Annotated in this window: 22 protein-coding genes; 19 read left to right on the top strand and 3 right to left on the bottom strand. The window is 64.6% G+C overall.

What is annotated here, in order from left to right:
- Window positions 1–28: 28 nt before the first annotated feature.
- Window positions 29–967, bottom strand: a complete 939-nt coding sequence (locus EN851_RS21265; RefSeq protein ID WP_135883800.1) for a tyrosine recombinase XerC — start codon at window positions 965–967, stop codon at window positions 29–31.
- Between the two features lie 115 nt (window positions 968–1,082).
- Here EN851_RS21265 and rimM point away from each other — a divergent pair, with 115 nt between their 5' ends.
- Both rimM and trmD read left to right on the top strand, forming a co-directional pair.
- The gene (rimM, locus tag EN851_RS21260) at window positions 1,083–1,682 is read left to right on the top strand and encodes a ribosome maturation factor RimM (RefSeq protein WP_135883801.1); all 600 of its coding nucleotides are present in this window, start codon (window positions 1,083–1,085) and stop codon (window positions 1,680–1,682) included.
- Window positions 1,679–2,377, top strand: a complete 699-nt coding sequence (trmD, locus tag EN851_RS21255; RefSeq protein ID WP_135883802.1) for a tRNA (guanosine(37)-N1)-methyltransferase TrmD — start codon at window positions 1,679–1,681, stop codon at window positions 2,375–2,377. Before rimM ends, trmD begins: the two co-directional genes overlap by 4 nt.
- Here the strand turns inward: trmD and EN851_RS21250 are convergent.
- Complete coding sequence (locus EN851_RS21250) at window positions 2,359–3,111, bottom strand: sulfite exporter TauE/SafE family protein (RefSeq protein WP_127281190.1); 753 nt, start codon at window positions 3,109–3,111, stop codon at window positions 2,359–2,361. The genes trmD and EN851_RS21250 overlap by 19 nt on opposite strands.
- A 338-nt stretch (window positions 3,112–3,449) precedes the next feature.
- Between EN851_RS21250 and rplS the strand changes: the two genes are divergently transcribed.
- From rplS to EN851_RS21190, 10 genes are all read left to right on the top strand, one after another.
- On the top strand, window positions 3,450–3,998 hold the full coding sequence (gene rplS / locus EN851_RS21240) for a 50S ribosomal protein L19 (RefSeq protein WP_096451662.1): 549 nt from the start codon (window positions 3,450–3,452) through the stop codon (window positions 3,996–3,998).
- Between the two features lie 440 nt (window positions 3,999–4,438).
- Window positions 4,439–4,852, top strand: coding sequence for an organic hydroperoxide resistance protein (locus tag EN851_RS21235; RefSeq protein ID WP_127276798.1), 414 nt, complete (start codon window positions 4,439–4,441; stop codon window positions 4,850–4,852).
- Complete coding sequence (locus EN851_RS21230; protein WP_127872826.1) at window positions 4,849–5,349, top strand: MarR family winged helix-turn-helix transcriptional regulator; 501 nt, start codon at window positions 4,849–4,851, stop codon at window positions 5,347–5,349. The genes EN851_RS21235 and EN851_RS21230 overlap by 4 nt, the downstream gene beginning before the upstream one ends.
- A 168-nt stretch (window positions 5,350–5,517) precedes the next feature.
- Window positions 5,518–6,315, top strand: coding sequence for a transporter substrate-binding domain-containing protein (locus EN851_RS21225; RefSeq protein ID WP_127276794.1), 798 nt, complete (start codon window positions 5,518–5,520; stop codon window positions 6,313–6,315).
- A 75-nt stretch (window positions 6,316–6,390) separates the two neighbouring features.
- Window positions 6,391–7,200, top strand: coding sequence for an amino acid ABC transporter permease (locus EN851_RS21220; RefSeq protein ID WP_135883803.1), 810 nt, complete (start codon window positions 6,391–6,393; stop codon window positions 7,198–7,200).
- Window positions 7,201–7,255: 55 nt separating this feature from the next.
- Window positions 7,256–7,891, top strand: a complete 636-nt coding sequence (locus tag EN851_RS21215; protein WP_135929988.1) for a class I SAM-dependent methyltransferase — start codon at window positions 7,256–7,258, stop codon at window positions 7,889–7,891.
- Entirely contained in the window at window positions 7,888–8,142 is a 255-nt protein-coding gene (locus tag EN851_RS21210; protein ID WP_135929987.1) for a hypothetical protein, read from the top strand. The genes EN851_RS21215 and EN851_RS21210 overlap by 4 nt, the downstream gene beginning before the upstream one ends.
- Window positions 8,143–8,400: 258 nt before the next feature.
- Entirely contained in the window at window positions 8,401–9,810 is a 1,410-nt protein-coding gene (gene leuC / locus EN851_RS21200) for a 3-isopropylmalate dehydratase large subunit (protein WP_135863418.1), read from the top strand.
- Window positions 9,811–9,967: 157 nt separating this feature from the next.
- On the top strand, window positions 9,968–11,164 hold the full coding sequence (locus EN851_RS21195) for a GGDEF domain-containing protein (RefSeq protein ID WP_135883207.1): 1,197 nt from the start codon (window positions 9,968–9,970) through the stop codon (window positions 11,162–11,164).
- A 75-nt stretch (window positions 11,165–11,239) separates the two neighbouring features.
- On the top strand, window positions 11,240–12,457 hold the full coding sequence (locus tag EN851_RS21190) for a GGDEF domain-containing protein (protein WP_135921978.1): 1,218 nt from the start codon (window positions 11,240–11,242) through the stop codon (window positions 12,455–12,457).
- Here the strand turns inward: EN851_RS21190 and EN851_RS21185 are convergent.
- Window positions 12,441–12,803 carry a hypothetical protein gene (locus EN851_RS21185; RefSeq protein WP_127872906.1) on the bottom strand — a complete coding sequence of 121 codons (363 nt, stop codon included), beginning with the start codon at window positions 12,801–12,803 and terminating at the stop codon, window positions 12,441–12,443. The genes EN851_RS21190 and EN851_RS21185 overlap by 17 nt on opposite strands.
- 271 nt (window positions 12,804–13,074) lie before the next feature.
- Between EN851_RS21185 and EN851_RS21180 the strand changes: the two genes are divergently transcribed.
- The 7 genes from EN851_RS21180 to EN851_RS21145 all read left to right on the top strand — a co-directional run bounded on the left by EN851_RS21180 (window position 13,075) and on the right by EN851_RS21145 (window position 18,479).
- Complete coding sequence (locus EN851_RS21180; RefSeq protein ID WP_135929986.1) at window positions 13,075–13,500, top strand: hypothetical protein; 426 nt, start codon at window positions 13,075–13,077, stop codon at window positions 13,498–13,500.
- Window positions 13,501–13,756: 256 nt separating this feature from the next.
- Entirely contained in the window at window positions 13,757–14,170 is a 414-nt protein-coding gene (gene sdhC / locus EN851_RS21175; protein WP_127276780.1) for a succinate dehydrogenase, cytochrome b556 subunit, read from the top strand.
- Between the two features lie 2 nt (window positions 14,171–14,172).
- Window positions 14,173–14,568: a succinate dehydrogenase, hydrophobic membrane anchor protein gene (sdhD, locus tag EN851_RS21170; RefSeq protein ID WP_135929985.1), complete on the top strand. Its 396-nt coding sequence runs from the start codon at window positions 14,173–14,175 to the stop codon at window positions 14,566–14,568.
- A gap of 4 nt (window positions 14,569–14,572) precedes the next feature.
- Window positions 14,573–16,408 carry a succinate dehydrogenase flavoprotein subunit gene (gene sdhA, locus EN851_RS21165; protein ID WP_135863409.1) on the top strand — a complete coding sequence of 612 codons (1,836 nt, stop codon included), beginning with the start codon at window positions 14,573–14,575 and terminating at the stop codon, window positions 16,406–16,408.
- Window positions 16,409–16,410: 2 nt separating this feature from the next.
- Entirely contained in the window at window positions 16,411–16,845 is a 435-nt protein-coding gene (locus EN851_RS21160; protein ID WP_127872833.1) for a DUF3052 domain-containing protein, read from the top strand.
- Window positions 16,845–17,624, top strand: a complete 780-nt coding sequence (locus EN851_RS21155; protein WP_135929984.1) for a succinate dehydrogenase iron-sulfur subunit — start codon at window positions 16,845–16,847, stop codon at window positions 17,622–17,624. Before EN851_RS21160 ends, EN851_RS21155 begins: the two co-directional genes overlap by 1 nt.
- 228 nt (window positions 17,625–17,852) lie before the next feature.
- Window positions 17,853–18,479: a DUF480 domain-containing protein gene (locus EN851_RS21145; protein ID WP_127276769.1), complete on the top strand. Its 627-nt coding sequence runs from the start codon at window positions 17,853–17,855 to the stop codon at window positions 18,477–18,479.
- The last annotated feature ends 23 nt before the right edge of the window (window positions 18,480–18,502 follow it).

Here is an 18,502-nt window from a genome sequence, read left to right as displayed (position 1 = left end):
GTTAATCGGGACGGCAAAATTGAAGGGTTCAGGCTCTGGGATGGGCCGATTCGTAGATTTCCAGCAGTCTCGTCGTGTCGACGCCGGTGTAGATCTGCGTCGTCGACAGGCTGGCGTGGCCGAGCAATTCCTGGATGGTGCGCAGATCGCCGCCTCGGCCGAGCAGATGAGTGGCGAAGGAATGGCGCAAGGCATGCGGTGTCGCTGTATCGGGCAGGTTGAGCGCCGAGCGCAGTTTTGCCATGTCGCGCTGGATGATGGCCGGGTTGAGCGGGCCGCCGCGCGCGCCCCGAAACAGCAACTCCTTTGGATCGAGATGGTAGGGACAGAGCCGGCGGTATTCGGCGATAGCCCTGAGCGCGACCGGCAGCACCGGCACCAGCCGCGTCTTGCCGCCCTTGCCGGTGACGCGCAGCACGGTGTCGGCTTCAGATGCCAAATCGGCGGCGCTGAGGCCAAGCGCTTCCGAAATGCGCAGGCCCGAGCCGTAGAGCAGCGTCAGCACGGCGGCGTTGCGGGCGGCGATCCAGGGTTCTTCGGCCAGTTGACCCTCGACGGAGACCACCTGCCTGGCATCGCTCGCCGTCAGCGGCTTGGGCAGCGATTTGGGCTGGCGTGGCGCCCGCAGGGCCGCGGCGCCCGCCGCATTGGCCAGGCCTCGCCGTTCGAGGAATCGCAGCAGCGAGCGGATGCCTGCCAGCCCGCGGCCGAGCGTGCGAGCGCCGGCGCCGGCATTGCGCCGGGTGGCGAGGAATCCGCGCAGATCGGCCGGGCGCAGATTGGCGATATCGGAAATGCCGGGCGGTCCGCCGATATGGCCGGTGAGGAAGTGCAGGAACTGGCGAGAATCGCGCTCATACGCCTCGACGGTTTGCGGCGACAGCCGGCGTTCGCGCGCCAGCATCTTCAGCCAGTTTTCACGCGCCGCCTGGAGATCGGGTTTTGCCGGTATGAGGAATTCCTGCATCGGGTCTGTTCCGGTTCGCGGTCATTTTCCGGCAGCCGGGTTAGGAAGCGGTGAAGAGCCCGTCATTGAAATGACGGCGGGGCGGCGCTAGAGCAGGGACAAAGGATTTTTCGCCATGAGCAAGCTCCAAAACCCCGTCCAGATGGCCGTGATCGGTGCCGCCCACGGCATCAAGGGCGAGCTCAGGGTGAAAACCTTCACCGGCGATCCAATGGCGCTGGCAGACTACGGGCCGCTCTACGCCAGGGACGGCCGTGCCTTCCAGATCACCGACATAAGGCCCGCCAACACCGTTGTCGTGGTGCGCTTCAAGGGCGTCAGCGACCGCAACGCGGCCGAAGCGCTCGCCGGCACGGAGCTGTTCGTCGACCGTTCGATGCTGCCGGACGATGGCGAGGCGGACGAATTCTACCATGCCGACCTGATCGGGCTGGAAATCCGGGATGATACCGGTGCTGCCATCGGCAAGGTCGTCGCGGTGCACAATTTCGGCGGCGGCGACATCCTCGATGTGACGCTCGCCGGGCGCAAGGGCGTGCTGATCCCGTTCACGCAGGCCGCCGTGCCTGCCGTGTCGATCGCCGAGGGGTTCGTCCGCGTCGACCCGGTGGCGGCCGGCCTGGTCGAGGACGAGGATGGCGAGGCGCCGCGCGAGGACGATTTCGATCCCAAGGGCCGGCCGCGCGGACCGCGTGACGCCGGGGGCAACCGGTGAGCTTTGCCGCGTCGGTGCTGACGCTCTATCCCGAGATGTTTCCGGGCGCGCTCGGCCTGTCGCTGGCCGGGCGGGCGCTGGAGGCGGGCACTTGGTCGCTTGATGCGATCCAGATCCGCGACTTCGCCACCGACCGCCACCGCACCGTCGACGACACGCCGGCCGGCGGCGGCGCCGGCATGGTGATGCGCGCCGATGTGCTGGCGAAGGCGATCGACCATGCCTCGCCGCCGGGAGATGCGCGCCCCCGCCTGCTGATGAGCCCGCGCGGCAAACCACTGACGCAGGCGCGCGTGCGCGAACTCGCCGCCGGGCCGGGCGTTGTCATCCTGTGTGGCCGCTTCGAAGGCGTCGACCAGCGGGTGATCGACGCGCGGGGCCTAGAGGAAGTCTCGGTCGGCGATTTCATCCTGTCGGGCGGCGAACCGGCAGCACTCGTGCTGCTCGACGCGGTGGTGCGGCTGTTGCCCGGCGTGATGGGCAATGCGGTCTCCGGCGAGGAAGAGAGTTTCGAGAACGGCCTGCTCGAACATCCGCATTACACGCGGCCGCAAGAGTTCGAGGGCAGGCCGATTCCGGACGTGCTGATCTCCGGAAATCACAAGAAGATCGCCGAATGGCGGCGGGACCAGTCAGAGCGGCTGACGAAGGAGAGGCGGCCCGATCTTTTGAGCGCTCAGCCCTTGGTGAAATAGTAAAAAGCCAGAAACAGGCCGACGGCGACGACGAAGCCGCGCACCGCGTTCTGCGGCACGCGCTTGGCGATCCAGACGCCGGCATAGCCGCCCAGCGCTCCGCCCGGGATCATGACGATCGCCTGCGGCCAGGCGACGACGCCGCCCGAGACGAAGACGACGATGGCGACTGCCGCGATGACCACGGCCAGCATGTTCTTCAGCGCGTTCAGCCGGTGGTAGTCGCCGGCCTGGGTCAGACCGAGCGTTGCCAGCATCATCACGCCCATGCCGGCGCCGAAGAAGCCGCCATAGATGGCGGTGATGAACTGCGCCAGCGAACCGGCGAGCGAGCCCACGGCCGCTTCGTGTCCGGCTTTCGGCGCCGGCTTCAGCCATGGTCCGGCGGCAAACAGCGCGGTCGCGCCCAAAAGCAGCCATGGCACCAATGCCCGAAAGGATGGATTGTCGAGCGCGAGCAGAATCAGCGCGCCGGCCATGGCGCCGATGGCGGAGATCAGGCAGAGCAGCAGCGCGCCGCGCCAGAAGTGCCTGATGTCGTCCCAGTAGGCGAGCGTCGACGTGATGTAGCCGGGAAATTGCGTTACCGAGGAGGTGGCGTTGGCGACGATCGGCGGCACGCCGATCAATGTCATGGCGCCAAAGGTGATGAAGGTGCCGCCGCCGGCGACCGCGTTGGCGGCGCCTGACAGAAAGCCCGCCAGGAAGAGCAGGATGGCGTCGAAGACTGACATGGAAGGCCGCCGTGAAGAACTGTGCTATTTCTGGCTTAGGAAGCTTGCCGGACCGGCGCAACCCGGCACGGAAGGATTACGATGGGGCCATGCCGGGAGCCATGCCGGCAAAAAATGCATGGCCAAGGCGTGACAAAGCGCCGAAATAGCTGTATGTGCCCGCCCGTACCGGCAAGAACAATCTTCCGGACCCGTCAACAATGACGGTGTAATCGCCCCTGCCCGATGTTTTAAAGACAAATGTCTTGGAGACAAAGGGCATAGCCGAGCGGTCAATGGAACTGCAAGGCAAGCGTAGGGCGCTCTGACTGTCGGAAGAACAAGAAGTGGATTTCAAGATGGATCTCATCCGTCAGCTCGAGGCCGAACAGGCCGCCAAGATCGAAGCCAAGCGCAAGCTCCCCGAATTCCAGCCCGGCGACACCGTGCGCGTCCAGGTCCGCGTGACCGAAGGCACCCGCACCCGCGTCCAGGCCTATGAGGGCGTCGTCATCGCCCGCGCCGGTTCCGGCTTCCAGGAAAATTTCACCGTCCGCAAGATCTCCTATGGCGAAGGCGTCGAGCGCGTGTTCCCGGTGTTCTCGCCGATGGTCGAAGGCGTCGAGATCGTGCGCCGCGGCAAGGTGCGCCGCGCCAAGCTCTATTACCTGCGCGACCGTCGCGGCAAGTCGGCCCGTATTTCGGAAAACACCGGCGTGCGCGCCCGCAAGCTCAACGATGAGGAGCGCGATGCGCTGAACGCCGAGAAGGCCCGCATCGAGGCCGAGAAGGTCGCCGCCGCCCAGGCGCTGGCCGCCGAGACGGCCGCCAAGGAAGCCGCCGAGAAGAAGGCGGCCGCCGAGGCCGAGGCAGCCAAGGCCGCCGCGGAAGCCACTCCGGCCGAATAAGGTTTCGGAAATCCATTCAAAAGGCGGCTTCGGCCGCCTTTTTCGTTTTGGCGAACAGCCAGGCATTCTACCGTGGTTCTTCGTGTTTACGGACACCTTGGCGATTGGCCGAGACATCTGTGTGTCGTCATCCACGGGCGAAGCAAGGAGCGAAGCGACGCGGCGCAGACCCGAGGATCCATGCCGCAACTTCTGAGCGCCGCTACGGTGCAGAGCTGGCTCCGGTGAGCGCGACCCCATCTGAACCGCTGTGCTAGGTTGACCGTCACGGCATGGATCCTAGGGTTTCCGCGACGTCGCTTCGCGACTGCTACACCCTAGGATGACGAAGTCTGGGATTCCCATCCTCTAAGATAGCGAAAAACACAGCGGCAGGGAGCTTGACGCCTGATTATATTGTGTACTAAATAATCGTGTACAAATTAACTGGAGGCTACGATATGGCACTCTACACCACACAGGCTCGCGTCACCGGCGGCCGCGCCGGCCATGGCGAGACCGCTGACGGTTTGCTCAAGGTCGACCTGGCGATGCCCAAGGAGCTCGGCGGGCCGGGCGGCGCCACCAATCCCGAGCAGCTCTTCGCCATCGGCTATGCCGCCTGCTTCGAAAGCGCCGTCCGCTTCGTCGCGCGCAAGCAGAAGCTGCCGCTCGCGGATGCCGCGGTAACCTCCACGGTCAGCCTGCTTCCCAATGGCGAGGGCTTCAGGCTCGGCGTCGCGTTGGCGGCGGAGACGAAAGGCCTTGATCAGGCGGCCGCGGAAGCGCTTGTATCGGCGGCGCATCAGATTTGCCCCTATTCGAACGCCATCAGGGGCAATGTCGAAGTGGCGCTTTCGGTAAAGGCGGTATGACGGCAAAGGTCGAAACGAAAGCCAGCGAAGTCCCGGCGGAAGCCGCCGGGGCGATCCCCGTGCCACGGCTCGATCAGCAGCTCTGCTTCGCGCTCTATTCGGCGAGCGGGCTGATGACTAAGCTCTACCGGCCGCTGCTCGATCCGCTTGGCCTGACCTATCCGCAATATCTGGTGATGCTGGCGCTGTGGGAACGCGCGCCGAGCACGGTGGGCGACCTTGGCGAGGCGCTCGGCCTGGATTCGGCGACGCTGACGCCGCTGCTCAAGCGGATGGAGGCGGGCGGGCTCGTCACCCGCCGGCGCGATGCCGCCGATGAGCGCCGGGTGCTGGTCGAGCCGACGGCCAAGGGCCAGGCCCTGCGCGCGAACATGAAGGATGTGCAGACCGCGCTCGATTGCGGCATGCCGCTGGAGCGGACCGAGCTCAAAACCCTACACGGCACGCTCACCCGCCTGGTCGCGGGATTGCGCGAAGCCACGATTGACCAAGATTGATCGCGGCAAGGACTGTCCTCAAAACCGCCTCCCAGAAGCACGGGAATCCACGTTGACGCGTAACGTCGCAGTGGACCCGTCTTGCAAGGCGCTTGCGGAAAGCTAAAGTCGGCGCTGGATTTTCCTGCCGCGCCAGCATCGCGCGGCCAATCATTTCGGGGGTGTGTCGTGACAAAATCAAAATTGCTGCTGGCCGGCCTGTTGGCTCTGGTCCTGGCGCCCGTTGCCGCCTTCGCGCAGGCGCTGCCCGATCTCGGCGGCAAGAAGGTGGTGGTGGTGACGGAAAACGCCTATCCGCCGCTGCAGTTCATCGATGCCAAGACCGGCAAACAGATCGGCTGGGAATATGACGCGATGAACGAGATCGCCAAGCGGCTCAATTTCAAGGTCGAGTACCAGAACACCTCCTGGGACGCGATGATCCAGGCGGTTTCCGACAACCAGTACAACATCGGCATGACCGGCATCACCATCAAGGACGACCGCAAGGAGAAGGTGGATTTCTCCGATCCCTACATGCGCTCGGAACAGTTCATGCTGGTGCGCGGCGATGAAAGCCGCTTCACCGACGCCAAGACCTTCGGCGCCTTCAAGGACGGACTGATCGGCGCGCAGGCAGGCACGACGCCGTTCTACACCGCCGTCTACAGCGTGCTCGACGGCAACGAGCAGAACCCGCGCATCAAACTGTTCGAGACGTTCGGGGCCACGGTACAGGCGCTGAAATCCGGCGACGTCGATGTCGTGCTGACCGACGGCACCGCCGGCAAGGGCTATGTCGACGCTTCGGCGGGCAAGCTGAAGCTGATCGGCGGCCCGCTCGGCACCGAGGATTTCGGCTTCATCTTCCCCAAGGGGTCGGACCTGGTGAAGCCGGTCAACGCCGCGATCGCCGCGCTCAAGGCGGATGGCACGCTGGATGCGCTGAACAAGAAGTGGTTCCTTGATTACAAGATGGGGCAGTGAGCCCATCTTGGTGCGCGCAGTGGATTTGCAGGAAATTGCGCTGACTCGGCGCGATTTCCTTTCCGGCGCCTTTTGATGCCATCCGCATCCACCACCAAACCCGAATTCCCCTGGTGGCTGGCCGTCGCCGCCATCCTTGCCTTGGCGGCGGCGCTGTTCATCGCCACCAGCGATCTCTACGCCCAGGTCTTCGCCACCGTCGCCAAGGGTATCGGCATCACCGTCTTCGTCACCGTCGTTGCCTTCGCCATGGCGTCGGTCATCGGTCTCGGCATCGCGCTGATGGGCCTGTCTGCTTCAACCTGGCTGCGGCAGATCGCGCGCTTCTATGTCGAGATCATCCGTGGCGTGCCGATCCTGGTGCTGCTGTTCTGGATCGCGTTTGCCGGCGCGCCGGCCTCCGTCGCGGCCTGGAACGCGCTGACCGCGCCGCTGCAGAATGCCGGCCTGTTCGGCGAGCTTCTGGTGCGCGACGTGTCGTTGCTGTGGCGCGCCATCATGGCGCTGACCATCGGCTATTCGGCCTTCATCTCGGAGGTCTTCCGGGCCGGCATCCAGTCGGTCGAGAAAGGCCAGATAGAGGCGGCGAAGGCTTTGGGGCTGAGTCGCGCGCAGCGCTTCCGGCTGGTCGTGTTCCCCCAGGCGATCCGCACCATTCTGCCGCCGCTCGGCAATGATTTCGTCGCCCTGGTCAAGGATTCCTCGCTGGTCTCGGTGCTCGGCGTCGCCGACATCACCCAGATGGGCAAGGTCTATGCGGCCGGCTCATTCCGCTTCTTCGAGACCTATTCGATAACGGCCTATATCTACCTCATCCTCACAGTCGGCCTTTCGCTGGCGCTCAGGGCGCTGGAGCGCCGTTTGCGCCGCCAGCACGAGGAATAGTTTTTCGGCAAGGACAGCGTTAGGCTCGGCTGCTGACCGGAGGAGGAGCTTGCCCATGAACATCGACAAGGCCAATGCGGCGCTGGATTCGGTCTACACCGCCGATACGCCCGAAACGCTGGCGCAGGCCTATGCCGCATGGGCGGCGACCTATGACAGCGAGACTGCCTCGCTCGGTTATCTCCTGCCGTTCCTGATCACCGCTTGGGTGGCGCGCCACGTGCCGGCGGGCGAGGGGCCGCTGCTCGACGCCGGCTGCGGCACCGGCCTGTCGGGACCTTCGTTGAAGGCGCTCGGCTACGGCGACATCGCCGGGCTGGATCTCTCGAACGACATGCTCAAGATCGCCGGCAGCCGCAACGCCTACAGCGAACTGAAGCAGGCGATGCTGGGCGGACCGCTGCCGTGGCCGGATGGGCATTTCCGAGCCTTCTTCTCGACCGGCGTCTTCACCATCAGCCATGCGCCGGCATCGAGCCTGCACGAACTGGTGCGCATCACGAAGAAGGGCGGCCACGCCATCTTCACCGTGCGCGACCAGGTGTTCGAGAGCGGCGGTTTTCAGGCTGTCTTCGACGAATTGGAGCAGGCAGGGAAATGGCGGGCGGTCGAGGCAAGCCCGTGGTTCCGCTGCTATGCGATTGCCGAGCCGGAGGCTCTGGTGAAGACGTTTGTGTTCGAGGTTCTGTGAATTATCTTCAATTGTTTCAAAAATACATTATTGTTCAATCCCGTTTAGGGGATTTAGACATGAAAATTAGAACCACTTCTGCACAGGTGGACTTGGAAGGCGAACATACCACTGTCGAAGGTATCTGCGTGACCTGCGGCCGCTCCGGACATGAGGTGGAAGTCTTTGGCACTGAATCAAATTCATATCGCCGCGCTGCTGTGATGCTGAAGGAAGAGTGTCCGCGCAGGGAAAAATTACTACGTAGTTGATGAGTAGCTGTCGCGGACCCGTATCACGTGTGCCGATTGCCGAAATCGGCAAAGATTGATATGAGCAGGCGCATGGAAGAGCTTTTTGGCGATCCGGCTTACAAGGGATTCGTGCTGCAGGACAGAAAACGCCTGCCGTCGCGCTTTTCCGCGCGCGTGTCCGGCGCCCTGACCAGCCGACTTCGCTGATCCCTGACGGCCGGCCGCGGGTTTGCGGCATCAGCTCTTTCCCATTCTCATATCGACGGATTTACGCACATGAGCGCACCGCGCACCCTCTACGACAAGATTTTCGACGACCATGTCGTCGACCGCCAGGACGACGGCACCTGCCTGCTCTATATCGACCGCCACCTCGTCCATGAAGTGACCAGCCCGCAGGCCTTCGAAGGCCTGCGCATGAGTGGCCGAAAAGTCCGCCATCCGGAAAAGACGCTGGCCGTGGTCGATCACAATGTCTCGACTTCGCCCGAGCGCAAGTTCGGCATCAAGAACGAGGAAAGCCGCATCCAGGTCGAGGCGCTGGCCAAGAACGCCAGGGATTTCGGCGTCGAGTATTATTCGGAGAACGATATCCGCCAGGGCATCGTCCACATCATCGGCCCCGAGCAGGGCTTTACGCTGCCCGGCATGACCATCGTCTGCGGCGACAGCCACACCTCCACCCATGGTGCTTTCGGCGCGCTGGCGCATGGCATCGGCACGTCCGAGGTCGAGCATGTGCTGGCGACGCAGACGCTGATCCAGCGCAAGGCCAAGAACATGCTGGTGCGCGTCGATGGCGTGCTGCCCGAAGGCGTCACCGCCAAGGACATCATCCTCGCCATCATCGGCGAGATCGGCACCGCCGGCGGCACCGGCTATGTCATCGAATATGCCGGCGAGGCGATCCGTGCGCTGTCGATGGAAGGCCGCATGACGATCTGCAACATGTCGATCGAGGGCGGTGCGCGCGCCGGCCTGATCGCGGCGGACGAGACCACCTTCGCCTATGTCAAGGACAAGCCGCGCGCGCCCAAGGGCGCTGCCTGGGACGCGGCGCTCGAATACTGGAAGACGCTGCGGACCGACGAAGGCGCGCATTTCGACAAGGTGATCGTGCTCGACGCGGCCAAGCTGCCGCCGATCGTCTCCTGGGGTTCCTCGCCCGAGGACGTCGTCTCCGTGCAAGGCATCGTGCCCAACCCGGAAGACATTCCAGACGAGAACAAGCGCACCTCCAAGCTGCGCGCGCTCGACTATATGGGCCTGACGCCGGGGACGAAAATCACCGACATCACGCTCGACCGCGTCTTCATCGGCTCCTGCACCAATGGCCGCATCGAGGATCTGCGCGCCGTCGCCAAGGTGGTCGAAGGCAAGACGGTCAGCCCGCATGTCGATGCCATGATCGTGCCGGGCTCCGGCCTGGTCAAGGAGCAGGCGGAAGCCGAGGGTCTCGACAAGATCTTCCGCGCCGCCGGGTTCGACTGGCGCGAGCCGGGCTGCTCGATGTGCCTTGCCATGAACGACGACCGGCTGAAGCCGCATGAACGCTGCGCCTCGACCTCGAACCGCAATTTCGAGGGCCGGCAGGGCTTCAAGGGCCGCACCCATCTGGTGTCGCCGGCGATGGCGGCGGCGGCGGCGATCGCCGGCCACTTCGTCGACATCCGCGACTGGAAGTAGGCCGTCCGATCCCGAGCGCATTCCAGGCCCCGGACCGCGTCGCTGTCCGGGGCCTTTCTTCATTCACGCGGCCGCATATGCGCCTTCGCTTAACCGCTTGTTTGGGCTTGCCCCCTATGGTCTTCCCCGACGTCAAACGAAGGGAAGTCACGGTCCTTTGGACACTGGCCTATTGATAGCGCTGCTCAATCCGACGATCGCGCTGGCGCTCGGCGCGGCGTTCCTCGTCCTGTGGTTCTATCAGCGCCATCGTCCCTACCTGGCGGTGCTGGCGCTCAGCTACTGCGTCTCGGCGCCGGGATTCCTGTTCCAGTATTTCACCTTGCCCATTGGCGTGGTGCTGACCAAGCTGGTGTCGAACATCTGCTTCTCCATCGCCGCCTGCTGCCTGTCCGGCGCCATCATCGCCCGCTATGGCAGGAAGGTGCCCGCAGTGGGAATCGCCGTTCTGGCGGGCGGCGGCCTTGCGGCCTTCGCGTGGTTCCTGTTCGTCACGCCGGATCTCACCTGGCGCATCCTGGCGATGAATTTCGGTTTCGGTGGCGTCAGCCTGCTCGTCGCCGCCGAACTGCGCCCGGTGCGCAACAATGGCCCGACAGAAATGATCCTGTTCGTGTTGTCGCTGCTGTCCAGCGTCAACTTCTTCGTGCGCACCCTGGTGGTGGTCATCGCGCACGGGCCCTTCGCCAGTTATGACGGCTTCTACGGCTCGTCCTATTGGACGACGGCGCTGTTGTCGCACGCGCTGCTGTCGCTGCTGATTGCGCTTTGCCTCTTCACCGCCGCCGCGCTCGACGTGATGAAGGCACTCAAGACGGAAACCCATACCGATCCGCTTTCGGGGCTGCTCAACCGCCGAGGTTTCGGGGAGCGCGCGGCCATGCTGCTGCAGCGTTGCGCCGTGGCCAAATTCCCGGTGGCGCTGGTGCTGGCCGACCTCGACCATTTCAAGGCCCTCAACGACGTGCACGGGCACGCCGCCGGCGACCGGGTGATCGCGGACTTCGCCGCCAAACTGCGCTCGGCCACGGGAGCACGAGGTGCCGCGGGCCGTATCGGCGGGGAGGAGTTCGCCGTGCTCCTGCCGCTGACCGATCTCGCCGCCGCGCGGCTGTTCGCCGAAGCGGTGCGCACGGTCTATTCGGCCGGCGGCGTCGACGGGCTTCCCGCCGGCACCAAGGTCACCGCCAGCTTCGGCGTGGCGGCCCGCAGCGGCGACGAGACGCTGGAACCCTTGATGCGCCGGGCCGACGAGGCGCTTTACAAGGCCAAGAAAAACGGTCGCGACAGCGTGCGCCTTTCCTACGAGCGACCGGAGACGGTGTTCGTGCCGGAGCCGGTCAAGGCCTGCTGACCACCACCTCCGCGCTTCGCGTTAACGTCTTTTTCGCCCGTCGATGTTTAGCTGTCGGCGGGGGTTTGAGGATCTATGAACGGCGCCAACTTCATCCTGTTGATCAACCTGTCGGTTGCCGGCCTGCTGGCGGCATCCTTCATGGCGGTCTCGTTCCATGATGCCGGCCGCGCCCCGGCGCGCTGGCTGGCGTCAGGCTATGTCCTGGGCATGGCCTACTTTGCCATCGAATTCAGCATTCCCGCCTTCAGCGACGCGCGGCTTCCGGTGGCTGCCGCCTTCGCCGTCTTCCTTGGCGCCACCATTGCCTTCAATGGCGGGCTTGCGCGAAAATATGGCGTGGCGCCGCCATGGACGCCGATGCTGTTCTTCCTGGCCGCCGCCACCTTCGCGGTCTATTTCGTGCAGGATCTGCCGCGCCAGTCGCTCACTCGCATGATGGCCTACCAGCTTCCCTACGCAGTCATGCAGTTCGTCGGCCTTGGCATCGTCTGGTCGTCGCGGCAAAGCCGTGGCCGGCTCGATCTGATCCTGATGGCGGTGCTTGCCGCCAGCGGCCTGCAGTTTGCCTCAAAGCCTTTCATCGCGCATGCGCTGGGCGGCTGGGGCGCCAATCCGCAGGCCTATCTGCAAAGCAGCTACGCGCTGGTGTCGCAGTCGCTCGGCACGGTCTTCGGGCTGGCGCTGGCGCTTCTCATTCTGGCCATCCTGGTCCGCGACATACTCGCCGAAGTGACATCGAAGTCGGAGATGGACACGCTGTCGGGCCTGCTCAACCGTGGCGGCTTCACGCGCCGAGCGGAGCTGGCCGTGCACGACGCCACGCGTTTGGGCATGCCGGTGGCGATGGTCATTGCCGATCTCGATCATTTCAAGACCATCAACGACAGTTTCGGCCATGCCTCCGGCGATCGGGTGATCGAGACCTTCGCCGGCCTGCTGCGAGAAGCGGCCGAGAGCCATCACGTGGTTGGCCGCATCGGTGGCGAGGAGTTTGCCGTTATCCTGTCAGGCGCCAATCTTGCAACCGCCCGGCTGTTCGCGGAAGGCACCCGCCACGCATTCGGCGCGTTGCCCATCAGCGGGCTGCCGGCCGACAGCCGCTGCACGTCGAGCTTCGGCATTGCCGAGCTTCACATCGGCGAGGGTTTCTCCGACCTGATGCGGCGTGCGGATGAAGCGCTCTATCTGGCAAAGAATGCCGGGCGCGACTGCGTGCGTGTCTCCACCGGGCCGGCCGATGGGCTGGCCGTGGTAAAAATCGGCCAGGCCCGTTTCAGCGGCAGGGGCTGAGCTGCGGCATCTCGCCATCGGAAAGGCCGTACATATAGGAGCGGCCCTTGACGAACACCGGCGGGCGATAGCAGTCGCCGTCGCCCGATATGTCGTCGGATTCGTTCTGGTAGATCACCTTGGGCTGGCCGGCGCTGGTGTAGTCGGACAGCTGCTTGGCCAGCTTGCCTTCGCCGACGATGATGCGCTTGTAGCCGGCGGCGCTGTCGATGACGAGATTGCCGAACGAATCGGCGTAGACGCGGTCATGGTGGCGCAAGCCGGCCTCGGCCGGCGCGGCCACCGCAACCGCAAGTGCCGTCAGCGTGACGGCCGCGAGGCTTGTCCGCACTGATTTGGCCCGCACTGATTTGGAACGCATGTCGCTCTCCCTTTGTCGGCGCGAGAGAGATCGCGCCCCGATCTGGTCCGAATCGGAAATTAACCCTTTCTTAACCTTTGTTAAGGGGAGGAGCGGTTCCGTGGCCGTTTCTTAATGAACATGGTTAATTTATAGGCGTCGCGTTCGAGTTGCCGCCGATATCCACAGCCGGCCGGCGTGGCCCGCTGGAATCCCGGGTGAACTTGATCTTGGCGCGCCGCGTGGCTAGCGTGCCCGGGCATGAGAGGGGCAGCACATGATATTTGGCCGAACGGTTCGGGAGTCGTTCGTTATTGCGCTGCTTCTCGCGGCCGGTGCCTGTGTGCCGCAAGACGGCGCGCCCAAGGCAGCGAGCACGGTGACACCCGTGGTGGCGCCTGCCGCCCCCGCCCAGCAACAGCCCGCGCCGCCGGCGACCAAGATCACCACGGACCTCACGGCGCCACGCTTCACCACGGGCACGGCCACCTATAGATGCGGCAATGGCGGCATGATCACCATCCAGAATCTCGGCACGTCGCTGCGTGTGGTGGGGGAGGAAGGCGCCACCGAGGAGTTCGCGGCGTCGCCGGCCAACCAGAGCAGCCGCTACCAGGCGGTGACGCATGACGCAATCGTGATCGACGGACGCGAGGCGCTGGTGATGAAGAGAGGGTCGACGCCGCAGACCTGCACCCGCTGACGCAAATCCCGACACGGCAGCGCCCCGGGCCAGACATGCTGCACTGCAGCGATATCGAGCCGGCTGCGGGTGTCCGGCCGCTAATCGATTGAAGCCGCATCCGGCCTTTTAGTCAGACTAAATTACGTTTTCGAAACGGTTTTCTGGCTTTGACGCGGTGCAAAAAGAGCATTAGAAACCGGCTGTCCGAAGTCGCAACCGGAAGCGGCAATGCCGCATTTCCACCTGAGGCGGGAGACGCCGAACTGGGGCAGCCATGAGCAAATCACCAGCCACCCAAGCCAGACGCGAAAGGCCGCTTTCGCCGCACCTGACGGTCTACCGGCCGCCGATCACCATGACGATGTCGATCATCCATCGCATCACGGGTGGCGCGCTCTATTTCGGCACGCTGCTGGTCGCCGTCTGGCTGATGGCGGCGGCGAGTTCGCAAGCCACGTTCGACTGGGTGAACTGGGCTTTCGGCACCTGGCTCGGCCGGCTCATCCTGTTCGGCTACACCTGGGCGCTGATGCATCACATGCTGGGTGGTGTCCGCCATCTGGTCTGGGACACCGGCGCCGGCCTGGAAAAACACACGGCCTCGAAGATCGCCTGGGCGACGCTTGCCGGCTCGGTCCTGCTCACACTCCTGATCTGGATCGCCGGCTATATGGCGCGGGGAGCCTGACCATGAGCACCGGAAAGACCGACATGCGTACGCCGCTCGGCAAGGTCCGCGGCCTGGGCTCGGCCCGCGAAGGCACCGGGCATTTCTGGCGCCAGCGCCTCACGGCGATCGCCAACATCCCGCTGACGCTGTTCTTCGTCGGCTTCCTCGTCGCGCTCAACGGCCATGGCTACGCGGAAGTGCGCGCGACGCTCGCCAATCCCTTCGTGGCCCTGGTGCTGGCGCTGATGCTCATCTCTGGGCTCTATCATATGCGGCTCGGCATGCAGGTGATCATCGAGGACTATCTGCATGGCGAGGGCATGAAGCTCGCGCTGATCGCACTCAACACCTTCTTTTCGATAGCGGTCGGCGTCGCTTCGCTCTTCGCCCTGCTCAAACTGGCATTCGGAGGCTGAAGTCTTGGCCCAGGACACGAAATCAGCCAACACGGCAGGCTACACCTTTGTCGACCACAAGTTCGACGTGGTCATCGTCGGCGCCGGGGGTGCCGGCCTGCGCGCCACGCTCGGCATGGCCGAACAGGGCCTGCGCACGGCCTGCATCACCAAAGTGTTCCCGACGCGCTCGCATACGGTCGCTGCGCAAGGCGGCATCGCCGCCTCGCTCGCCAATATGGGTCCGGACAACTGGCAGTGGCACCTCTTCGACACCGTCAAGGGGTCGGACTGGCTGGGCGACATCGACGCGCAGGAATACATGGTGCGCGAGGCGCCTGCGGCAGTCTACGAGCTCGAGCACTACGGTGTGCCGTTCTCGCGCACGGAAGAGGGCAAGATCTACCAGCGGCCCTTCGGCGGCATGATGATGAATTTCGGCGAAGGGCCGCCGGTGCAGCGCACCTGCGCGGCCGCCGACCGTACCGGTCATGCCATGCTGCACACGCTCTACGGCCAGTCACTGAAGAACAACGCGCAGTTCTTCATCGAATATTTCGCGCTCGACCTGATCACGGAGCCGGACGGCACCTGCACCGGCGTGGTGGCCTGGAACCTCGACGACGGCACCATCCACCGGTTCTCCGCCAAGATGGTGGTGCTGGCGACCGGCGGCTATGGCCGCGCCTATTTCTCCGCCACTTCGGCGCATACCTGCACCGGCGACGGCGGCGGCATGGCGGCGCGCGCGGGGCTTGCGCTGCAGGACATGGAGTTCGTGCAGTTCCATCCGACCGGCATCTACGGCGCCGGCTGCCTGATCACCGAGGGCGCGCGCGGCGAGGGCGGCTATCTCGTCAATTCCGAGGGTGAGCGCTTCATGGAGCGCTATGCGCCGTCGGCCAAGGACCTTGCCTCTCGCGACGTGGTCTCACGCTGCATGACGATGGAGATCCGCGAAGGCCGCGGCGTCGGGCCGAAGAAAGATCACATCTTCCTGCACCTCGACCATCTCGACCCGGCAGTGCTGCATGAGCGGCTGCCGGGCATCTCGGAATCGGCCAAGATCTTCGCCGGCGTCGACCTGACCAAGGAGCCGATCCCGGTGCTGCCGACGGTGCATTACAATATGGGCGGCGTGCCGACCAATTACTGGGGCGAGGTGCTCAACCCGACCGCCGAAAATCCAGACCGGGTCTCGCCCGGCCTGATGGCGGTCGGCGAGGCCGCCTGCGCATCCGTGCACGGCGCCAACCGGCTGGGCTCGAATTCGCTGATCGATCTGGTCGTCTTCGGCCGTGCCGCGGCGATCCGCGCCGGCGAGGTGATCGACCGCAATTCGCCCATCCCTTCGCCCAACGCGGCCTCGGTCGAGAAGATCATGGACCGCTTCGACAGGCTGCGTCATGCCAACGGCTCAACGCCGACGGCGGTGCTGCGCGAGAAGATGCAACGCGCCATGCAGGAGGACGCTGCGGTGTTCCGCACGCAGGAATCGCTCGAAAAAGGCTGCAAGCGCGTTTCCGAGATCTGGGGCGAGCTCAAGGACATCAAGGTCACCGACCGCTCGATGATCTGGAATTCGGACCTGGTCGAGACGCTGGAGCTGGAAAACCTGATGGCCAACGCCATCACCACCGTCTATGGCGCCGAAGCGCGCAAGGAGAGCCGCGGCGCGCATGCGCGGGAAGATTTTTCCGCCCGTGACGATGCCAACTGGCGCAAGCACACGCTTGCCCATCTGAGCGAGGACGGCAATGTCACGCTGACCTACCGGCCGGTGCACACCGAGCCGCTGGTGGCCGAAAAGGACGGCGGCATCAGTCTCGCCAAGATCGCGCCGAAGGCGCGAGTGTACTGACAATGGCTACGGCGGCGGGATATTCCGGTACGCCCCTTCCGGCCAAGCTCGGCCTGAAGGACGGCATGATTGCCGCCTTCATCGCGCTGCCGAGGGAACTCGAGAGCCTCACAGGGGCCGTTGATTTCGCCGAGGTCGACCGGCTGGCCGAATGGTCCGACATTTCGGGCGCAACCCTGAAATACGATGCCGTCCACGCCTTCACCAGACAGCGCGCCGAGATCGAGGATCGCCTCGGCGCCGTCGAAGCGGCGATCAAGCGCGATGGCATGGTCTGGGTGTCCTGGCCAAAGAAGGCCTCGAAGGTGGTCACCGACGTCACCGAGGGCGTTGTCCGCGCTGAAGCGCTCAAGCTCGACCTTGTCGACGTCAAGGTCGCCGCCGTGAATGAAATCTGGTCCGGGCTGAAGCTCGTCATCCGAAAGGACCTGAGGTAATGGTCGAACTCACGCTTCCCAAGAATTCCAAGGTCCAGCAGGGCAAGACCTGGCCGAAGCCGGAAGGCGCGACCAATCTGCGCGAATACCGCATCTACCGCTGGTCGCCGGACGATGACGAGAACCCGCGCATGGACACCTATTTCGTCGACACGGACGATTGCGGGCCGATGGTGCTCGACGCGCTGCTCTACATCAAGAACAAGATCGACCCGACGCTGGCCTTGCGCCGCTCCTGCCGCGAAGGCATTTGCGGCTCCTGCGCCATGAACATCGACGGCTCGAACACGCTCGCCTGCACCAAGGGCTGTGACGACATTTCCGGCGCCGTCAAGGTCTACCCGCTGCCGCATATGCAGGTGGTCAAGGACCTGGTGCCGGACCTCACCAATTTCTATGCCCAGCACGCCTCGATCGAGCCGTGGCTGAAGACGGTGTCGCCGACGCCAGCCAAGGAATGGCTGCAGAGCCATGAGGACCGCGAGAAGCTCGACGGGCTTTACGAGTGCATCCTGTGTGCCTGCTGCTCGACGTCCTGCCCGAGCTACTGGTGGAACGGCGACCGCTATCTCGGCCCGGCGACGCTGCTGCAGGCCTATCGCTGGCTGATCGACAGCCGCGACGAGGCCAAGGGCGAACGGCTCGACAATCTCGAAGACCCGTTCCGGCTCTACCGCTGCCATACCATCATGAACTGCGCGCAGACCTGCCCGAAGGGGCTGAACCCCGCCAAGGCGATCGCCGAGATCAAGAAGATGATGGTGGAGAGACGGGTTTAGGCCTTCGCTTGCGGCAATCTCCAACGCAGCGATCCTTCGCGCCCCCCTTTGTCCTGCCGGACATCTCCCCCACGGATGGGGAGATTGGCCGTCATCCTGGCTTTGGCCAATCTCAAGGTTGAAAGATCGGGCGCCGTCGGCGAAGCTGCCGATCCCCCCATGGGGGGAGATGTCCGGCAGGACAGAGAGGGGCGCTGTCCCGCGAGCGTCAGAAAGGATAGCAGCCCAATGACTGACCTTCCCATCCTCTCTCCCGTCGAAGCGCGCGTGCTTGGCTGCCTGATCGAGAAGAAGGAGCTGACGCCGGACGTCTATCCGCTGACGCTCAATGCGGCACTTGCCGCGGCCAACCAGAAGACGGCGCGTGAGCCTGTCATGGCGCTGGAACAGACAGAGGTGCACCGGGCGCTGAAGCTGCTTGAGCAGAAAGGGCTGGTGCGGCAGATGTTCGGCTCGCGCGTCGAGCGCTACGAGCACCAGATGGCGCAGCGCTTTTCACTGACCACGCCGCAGACCGCCTTGCTTGGCCTGCTCTTGCTGCGCGGACCGCAGACGGCGCATGAACTGCTGGCGCGAGCCGAGCGCATGGCACGGTTTTCGTCGATCGAGGATCTGCGCGGAGAACTCGACATGCTGATCGGCCGCCGGCCGCCGTTGGTGCAGGAAATTCCGCGCGGGCCGGGCCAGCGCGAGGACCGCTATGTGCATCTGCTCGCCGGCCCGGTGGACGTCGCCGCGCTATCGGCGCAACGGAGTGTGACGGCGATGCCTGCCTCCGACCTGGAAGCGCGGTTGGAGGCGCTGGAGCAGGAAGTCGCGGCACTACGCGCGCGGCTTGATGCGCTGGGCGCTTAGCCCTCTTCTCTGATTAACGTGCC

The organism is Mesorhizobium sp. M8A.F.Ca.ET.208.01.1.1, from assembly GCF_004791315.1.
Lineage (GTDB): Bacteria > Pseudomonadota > Alphaproteobacteria > Rhizobiales > Rhizobiaceae > Mesorhizobium.
The sequence above is the reverse complement of the archived record's forward strand: the minus strand, read 5'-3'. Positions and strand labels throughout refer to the sequence as shown.